This window comes from Psychrobacter sp. MES7-P7E (assembly GCF_002863645.1).
Taxonomy (GTDB): Bacteria; Pseudomonadota; Gammaproteobacteria; order Pseudomonadales; family Moraxellaceae; genus Psychrobacter.
The window spans coordinates 138,266-145,582 of sequence record NZ_PJBU01000113.1 but is presented as its reverse complement, the minus strand read 5'-3'; the positions used below and the strand labels follow the sequence as shown (position 1 = coordinate 145,582).

Below are 7,317 nucleotides of genomic sequence, written 5' to 3'. Positions count from 1 at the left end.
TGAATGATCAATAAAAAGCTGTTTAATGGCTCATAATAGAATTAAATCATCATAAACCTAGCTATCAACCGCACGAACCACTGCTTAAACAATGCTCCGAACTAATTCTTGTATCCGTTATTATACGCTGACTTGTCTTAAATAGTCATACATCTCTCAATCGAAATCAACTTCTCTCTAGCTAGTAGATATAAAGCTCGATTGATTATAACCTTTCTTATAACCGTATAATTATCTTGATATGCAAGGTCGCGATATTAGCTGACCGACATCATCAAACAATCCGTAAAATCCGTTAACATATGGAACAGCAATCCAGTTCCAATGATATTAAAAGGCTTACGAAGAAAGAGTAAAACAAAATACATTAGCATCGCATAATAAGTATGTAACGGATGAAAATTAATGCTACATCTATTTGCCTGAAATATTGGGTGTGCTACCAGATGATCTATATCAACCAGCATGGTCGCAAGCAAAATCAGATATGCTTTTTTCCACTCTCTTCTAAAAAACGCAATCGCGATAAAAAGAGGAAAACCAAAATGCAAAAAATAATGTATTAATGTCTGCATACTGACCTATTAGTTTTAGTCTTCTCTATATAAGACCATCAAAACCAATATTTATTAATATACTGACAGCACTAAAAGGCAACACCTCAGTGTCACCTTTGAATCATTGTCTACCGCACTACTGTTATATATTTCAATATTCTATAATTTCGATATCGACGCAAAGTTATATAAATAGCAAAACAAGCATAAAAGGTATAAACAATAAATGGAGCTCATATCGAGAATTGAACTCGAGACCTCTCCCTTACCAAGGGAGTGCTCTACCGCTGAGCTATATGAGCGTATATTGAAACCTTTGAGTTGCACTAAAAAAAATATCACGATGCAGCAATAATTACTGACTCTCGTGATGATTTATTGTTATGCTTTGCGATGGTGTATATATGGAGCGGGTGGCGGGAATCGAACCCGCGTCATTAGCTTGGAAGGCTAAGGTGTTACCATTATACCACACCCGCATTTACTCTTATTCAGGATAACTCTAATCGAGAGTTATGAGATATAGAGAGTATGCTTGGCGCTATGACAAACTTTAGAAAATATGGTGGTGGGGGAAGGATTCGAACCTTCGAAGCTTTCGCGACAGATTTACAGTCTGTTGGGTTTGACCGCTCCCCAACCCCACCTTAGGTTGCTTTGAACAAAAATGACTTACATTTAAGACAAATTCATAAAAAGCTACTTTAAGAGAGATGGTGCCGACTGCCGGGATCGAACTGGCGACCTACTGATTACAAGTCAGTTGCTCTACCAACTGAGCTAAGTCGGCTTGTTCTCTTAAAGTGGTGGCTATTCTATCAAATTTTTTGAGATGCGCAAGTACTTTTTCATCTTTTTTTAAATTAATTTAATATAAATATTTAAGTCACTGATTAAGCTGGTTTTTTTATAAATAAAAATATGGCAATAAATTGGCTTTTTACTTGCAGCCTTTATTTTTGCCATATCACTGGCTATTTAATTAGCGAATACGCAAGCCATTACAGGCCATTTCTACCGCTTTTATTAATGCCAATGCTTTTTTATTGGTTTCATCCCATTCTTTTTCTGGCACAGAATCAGCAACGACCCCTGCTCCAGCTTGAATATGTATCTCACCACGGCGCATCACCGCAGTACGGATAGCAATGGCCGTGTCCATATTACCATTCCAACCTAGATAACCAACTGAGCCACCAAACACTGTTCGACGTACTGGTTCTATCTCATCGATAATTTGCATGGCGCGGATTTTGGGTGCACCCGATAGCGTACCAGCTGGAAAGGTAGCGCAAAACACATCTAGTGCATCTTTGTCAGCTCGTATCGTGCCCTCAACGTTAGATGCGATATGCATTACTTGTGAGTAGCGCTCTATAAACATCTTTTCTGTGACTTTGACACTGCCATACTCGCAAACGCGGCCAATATCATTGCGACCCAAATCAATGAGCATCAAATGCTCGGCTGTCTCCTTTTCATCATTTAGCAGCTCTTGCTCAAGCGCTAGATCTTCAGCTTCATCTCGGCCACGTTGCTGTGTCCCTGCTAGCGGCCTTACCGTCACTTTGCCATTTTCGATACGGGATAGGATTTCAGGAGAAGCACCGATAATATCAAAGCGTTTGTGATCATCGAGTGTATAGCCATGCACCAAGAACAGATAAGGCGACGGATTAAGGTAGCGAAGCGCACGATAGACGGCTAGAGAGTCGCCTGTATAGTCCGCTGTCAATCGCTGCGCTGGCACTACCTGTATGACGTCACCTGCGGCAATGTAATCCTTTATTTTATTGACATCGCTACAGTATTTTTCGGCACCTGTTTGCGATATAAATTTAGGCGTAGGCATTACAGGTGCGCGCAAATTGGATGGCTCTGCTAGCTTTTCTTCGATTTGTTCTAGCTCACGGATAGCTGAACTGTAGCCATCCTCAGACTGGCAATCAGCATAGACGATGATTGATAGCGTATTCTCTAAATTATCAAATACAATAATGCTCATCGAAAGCATCAGCCACATATCTGGCATCGACATTGGGTTGGCCGCATCAGATAAGCCGACACTTGGCTCAATAACACGTACCATATCATATCCAAAGTAACCGACTAGGCCGCCGCTAAAGCTCGGCATCGTCGGCACATCTTCAGCGGTTGGCATATGATATTGCGCCATCAGCTCACGTAGGTAATCAAAAGGATTCTCTACTGTCTCTGTATCAATATGATCGTTTCGTTTGGTCGTCATATTGCCATCAGCGTACTGCAAAATCAGATCACTACCCAATCCAATCATGGAGTATCGTGCCCAGCGCTCACCGCCTACCACAGACTCAAACAGATAGGCAGAGCCGTTTAGATCACGTACTTTGGAGAATACAGATACGGGAGTCTGCGCATCCATCAGACGTTTTTTTACTAACGGTGCGTGACTAAAGCCTCTATCTCTAAAAGCTTGGTATTCTTCAAAAGTCATCATAATAGCGCTCTCTTAGCACCTTATAGGCAATAATAAAACTATAAGCTGCTCTATAAAATATAGCGCCAATATTCGCTAAAATATCGACGCTATAATGAGTCATTTGTTTAAAAAACGGTAGGCACACAAGGGCCTCTGTCAAAAATTACGACAAAGACCGAGTGTAAAATTGAATTATGCACCGCCCATATTAAACAACCATAAGGCCAAACCGATAATTAGAATGGTCACAAATACCCATATAAACCAGCCGCCGCTTGCTTTTTTCTCTACATGACCTGCATGGGCAGGGTTGCTGATTTCTTGATCCATCGCATTGTTGCCTTCGGTACCAAGATCGCGCGGCTGCCCTAAATTAGCCGTGCCTGAAAACTGGGCGCTAGCTGCTTGTTTGGCTTTTAAAACTTCAGGGTCAGCTTCTTCTTGTAACTCTGTTTTTGTCGTTTTGTCGTGTTCGTCTTGGACTGCTGGCTCTTCACGCATTACTGATTCTTCATGCACTGCTGGCTGCTTTTCTACCACTGGCGCGCTATCAGTAGATGCTGCCTGTGATGGCTCTGTAGTCGTCCCAGCTTCTGTTTCAGTTGTTATTGGTACAGATGTGTCAGTTACTACCTCTGTGGCAACTGGCGTTTCTTCTACTGGCGTAGGCGATGCCACATCCGCGTCAGACAGTACTTCATCAATCCCTGTTTTTTTGACAACTGGCTCTGTAGCAACGGCTTCTTCAGTAGCTAGCTCTTCAACAGCTGGTTCAACGGTTTCGTGCGTAGGGGTTACTGATTCTTCGGTCATATCTGAGCCGGCATCTACAGGTAAGGGCTCTACAGGTACAGTATCATCTTTAGCAGGTAACATTTCTTCGATACCAGTTTCTTTGATCACTGGCTCATTACCTGTTTGCTCTATGATCGGCTCTTCTTCAATTAGAGCTTCTTTGCTGGAACTTTCTTCAAGAACGCTTTCCTCAACTACTTGCTTTTCGGTCACAGGCTCACTAGCAGGAGTTTCTGTCAAGGCAGCTGTGTCAGCATTTTCATGTATATCTGCTACTGGCTCTTCTGTGACTACTGGCGCTAGCGTTTCACTCTCTGACGTCGTCACAGGTGCAGCAGATGCCTGCACTTGAAAGCTAAAACTTGCAAAGCCAAGCGTATCATCTGCTTTTAGATGACTAGATTCATTACCTGCAATACGTTGCTCATTGATAAACGTGCCATTAGAAGAGTCTAAGTCCTTCACGTACAACTGACCATCTAGCACACTGAGCACTGCATGGTTGCGAGAGACCTGCTTGCTACCTAGTACTACGTCGTTATCACTACCACGACCTATAGATAAGCTATCACTAACCGTCAGTGTCAGGTCACCTAATGCTTCCGTCAATGCATTCAGCTGCCAAGTTGTACTTGCTGCCGTATTCATACTGTCTGTCTCGTTTGTCATGTTATAACTCCTTATTTTTCTATTGAATATCCAATGATGCTAAAAATAATAACTCTAAAATATTACTGCCAATTTATGATAAGTATTGTCGCTATTTTTTTAATAATATTTGCCTAGCACGGTTTATTAAGTACTTTCCTCAAACACCATACAGCATTTACTTTGGTATAAAGCGAGGTTTTATAACTTTATCAAGCTTGCTATAGGGGATATTAAGGACAGGCATACCGTAAGCATATGGGCCGATAGAATAATGCTGATAACGAATGCTAACGCCTGTATCTGTCAAAGTCACATTATCGCTTAACGTAAATGGCCAGTTTTTCTCATAACTGCTCACGTCTTCGGCAACCGTTTTGACCCATCCTTTATACGCATCATAGGCAAGCGCCTCAAAACGAGGTTTTTTACCTGAGATAAGCATATCGTCAAGCGTGACTTGCTTTTTGGTACTTGGGTCAAATACTAGGTACTCGCTATAAGGCATGCCGTGTGCACCGCCAGTATAGACGTAAGAGCTTATCTCAAACAGTTCAAAGTCATCGACATGACCTAGATAATTGGGCGCTACCATCAGATTATAACCCCATGACACATCATCAGGCATATCTTGGAATTGCGAACTCACAAAGCTATCAAGAGCATCTTTAACTTCTTTTTCGCTGATTTTACCCTTAATAGGTGCTGACTCTGTCATCTGACTATTGACGACTAAGTTATCGATACGGGCATTGGCAATCTCATCTATCCAGTTTTGACTGCTTTTGAGATATTTAACTTCAATCTCTGGACAGTTATCACGCTTGTCACACGTCTCTTGTATATTACTGGGTAGTTGATACAGTAGATATTCAGTGCTGCTAATAAAACTTCCTGCATTTACCGACATGCTAACGGCACTTAATAATAGGCTGCCAGTCAACATAGCAATTGAACGTCTCTGGCTTACCTTTATCGAAAATAGATCAGCCGATATAGATTTATCATCAGTTTGAGTCGTAGTGTGCATATGTCCTCTTTTATAAATATAAAATGTTGTTTATCATTCTACCGTAACAATTGCACTGTATTGTAGGAACACTGTTTGTGTTTTTAAGGTTCTGTTGACAATTAAATGCTTATCTCCTCGCATTTATCACATAAATAACAGACAATAAAAAAGACACGGCTAGCGTGTCTTAATAGATAAACAATACAGCGATGTGGCTGATTTTAATGCTCACGCGTACTGCTAAAAGTCACTTCTGGATAACGATCTTGCATCAACTGTAAGTTAACACGTGATGGTGCAAGGTACGTTAAATAACCACCACCATCTATTGATAATTGGTCATGAGCTTTCTTCTTGAACTTCGCCAATGCTACTTCATCATCGCAATGAATCCAGCGTACCGTAGCTATCGATACTGGCTCAAAGGTACATTGAACTTTGTACTCTTCTTTTAGACGATGCGCGACCACTTCAAACTGTAGGACACCGACCGCACCCAAAACCAAATCATTATTAATCTGCGGCATAAATACCTGCGTGGCACCCTCTTCACTCAACTGCTGTAGACCTTTTTGCAACGCTTTTGATTTAAGCGGATCTTTTAGTACTACACGGCGGAACAATTCAGGAGCAAAATGCGGAATACCCGTAAAGCTCAACTCTTCGCCTTCAGTGAAGCTGTCACCGATAGAGATGGTGCCATGGTTATGCAAACCAATGATATCACCCGGATAGGCTTCTTCTAGCGCCTCGCGGTCACCTGCTAAAAAGGTCAAAGCATCGGCAATACGTACGTCTTTACCCAGACGCACATGCTTCATTTTCATGCCCTTCTCGTACTTACCAGAGCACACTCGCAAGAACGCAATGCGGTCACGGTGACGCGGATCCATATTGGCCTGAATCTTAAAGACAAAGCCTGTAAAATCTGTCTCGGTGGCTGATACCTCACGCTCAGTCGTTGGATGAGCTTTTGGCGGCGGTGCATATTTGACCAAGGTATCAAGTACCATGTTTACCCCAAAGTTACCCAATGCCGTGCCAAACAATACTGGCGTCATCTCGCCAGCCAAAAATGCTTCAACACTGAACTCTTCTAGCGCCATCTGTACCAGCTCAAGCGACTCTTCGAAAGCGTCAAACATCAACTGTCCTAGACGCTCACGGATATCTGGATAATCGTAGCCTTCTCTGGTCTCAGAGACCGTCATCTTGCCGCCATTACCTTTTTCATAAAAGTAAGTTTTATTTTCAGTCAAATGATAGACGCCAATGAAGTCTTGACCCATACCGATAGGCCAAGTCACTGGGATACATTTGATTTTTAGAACGGCTTCGATTTCGCTAAGCAACTCAAGCGGCTCACGAATCTGACGATCTAGCTTGTTGACAAATGAGATAATAGGCGTATCGCGCATACGGCACACTTCCATCAGCTTGATGGTTCGTTCTTCGACACCTTTTGCACCATCGACCATCATCAGCGCACTATCCACTGCGGTCAAAGTACGGTAGGTATCTTCACTAAAGTCGGCGTGACCTGGGGTATCTAGTAGGTTGACCATATGGTCTTTATACGGAAACTGCATGACAGACGTCGTAATCGAGATACCACGCTCTTGCTCCATGCTCATCCAATCTGAGGTTGCATGACGATCTGTCTTACGGCCTTTTACTTCGCCCACTACCTGAATCGCTTGACCCCACAACAGGAGTTTTTCGGTCATGGTGGTCTTACCAGCATCGGGATGCGAGATAATGGCAAAGGTGCGGCGCTTAGCAACTTCTTTGTTTAATTTCTTTGGATCTACGCTCATAATTTTCAGCTTCAACAGTTATGTGAT

General features: G+C 42.4%; 5 protein-coding genes and 4 tRNA genes. All 9 read right to left on the bottom strand.

What is annotated here, in order from left to right; genetic code table 11:
• Nucleotides 1-257: 257 nt before the first annotated feature.
• The 9 genes from CXF62_RS12640 to CXF62_RS12600 all read right to left on the bottom strand — a co-directional run bounded on the left by CXF62_RS12640 (nt 258) and on the right by CXF62_RS12600 (nt 7,290).
• Nucleotides 258-575, bottom strand: a complete 318-nt coding sequence (locus CXF62_RS12640; protein WP_102094631.1) for a DUF6122 family protein — start codon at nt 573-575, stop codon at nt 258-260.
• A 209-nt stretch (nt 576-784) separates the two neighbouring features.
• Nucleotides 785-859 (bottom strand) — tRNA-Thr (locus CXF62_RS12635).
• A 103-nt stretch (nt 860-962) separates the two neighbouring features.
• A tRNA-Gly gene (locus CXF62_RS12630) sits at nt 963-1,036 on the bottom strand.
• A gap of 84 nt (nt 1,037-1,120) precedes the next feature.
• Nucleotides 1,121-1,204: transfer RNA gene (locus CXF62_RS12625), tRNA-Tyr, on the bottom strand.
• A gap of 67 nt (nt 1,205-1,271) precedes the next feature.
• Nucleotides 1,272-1,347: transfer RNA gene (locus tag CXF62_RS12620), tRNA-Thr, on the bottom strand.
• 192 nt (nt 1,348-1,539) lie between these two features.
• Nucleotides 1,540-3,036: an anthranilate synthase component I gene (gene trpE, locus CXF62_RS12615; RefSeq protein ID WP_102094630.1), complete on the bottom strand. Its 1,497-nt coding sequence runs from the start codon at nt 3,034-3,036 to the stop codon at nt 1,540-1,542.
• 174 nt (nt 3,037-3,210) lie between these two features.
• A complete protein-coding gene (locus CXF62_RS12610; protein ID WP_102094629.1) occupies nt 3,211-4,482 on the bottom strand; it encodes an FHA domain-containing protein in 1,272 nt (423 codons plus the stop codon).
• A gap of 157 nt (nt 4,483-4,639) precedes the next feature.
• On the bottom strand, nt 4,640-5,491 hold the full coding sequence (locus tag CXF62_RS12605; protein WP_102094628.1) for an RsiV family protein: 852 nt from the start codon (nt 5,489-5,491) through the stop codon (nt 4,640-4,642).
• Nucleotides 5,492-5,694: 203 nt separating this feature from the next.
• Nucleotides 5,695-7,290, bottom strand: a complete 1,596-nt coding sequence (locus tag CXF62_RS12600) for a peptide chain release factor 3 (protein ID WP_102094627.1) — start codon at nt 7,288-7,290, stop codon at nt 5,695-5,697.
• Nucleotides 7,291-7,317: the final 27 nt, after the last annotated feature.